At 32.1% G+C, this 252-nt stretch carries 1 protein-coding gene; it reads left to right on the top strand.

Features of this window, described 5'->3' with window-relative positions:
• A partial coding sequence (locus ACVHXK_RS18930; RefSeq protein ID WP_461207951.1) for a hypothetical protein occupies positions 1-252 on the top strand: 252 nt, incomplete at both ends.

The raw sequence follows: 252 nt of genomic DNA, 5'->3' as shown, positions 1-252 counted from the left end.
CAACAATGCCTACAATTATAATGGCGGGAGTTAATGATTCAGGATATGTTTCATTGGGTCAATATAAGATTCCTAATGGAACCCATTTAGTAATTCCTACTAATCTTGCTAACTTGTTAAATTCATATTTATCTGAAAAATTAAATACAACTATTTCTACATTTAAACCAGGTGATTCAGGTGCGGATATTGAAGTATATGATACAAAAATCCGCGCCTATGGCAATAATAAAGCTACCAGTAATAATGGTG

This window comes from Clostridium sp. DL1XJH146, assembly GCF_054819755.1.
This window is presented reverse-complemented; position numbering and strand designations above follow the sequence as displayed.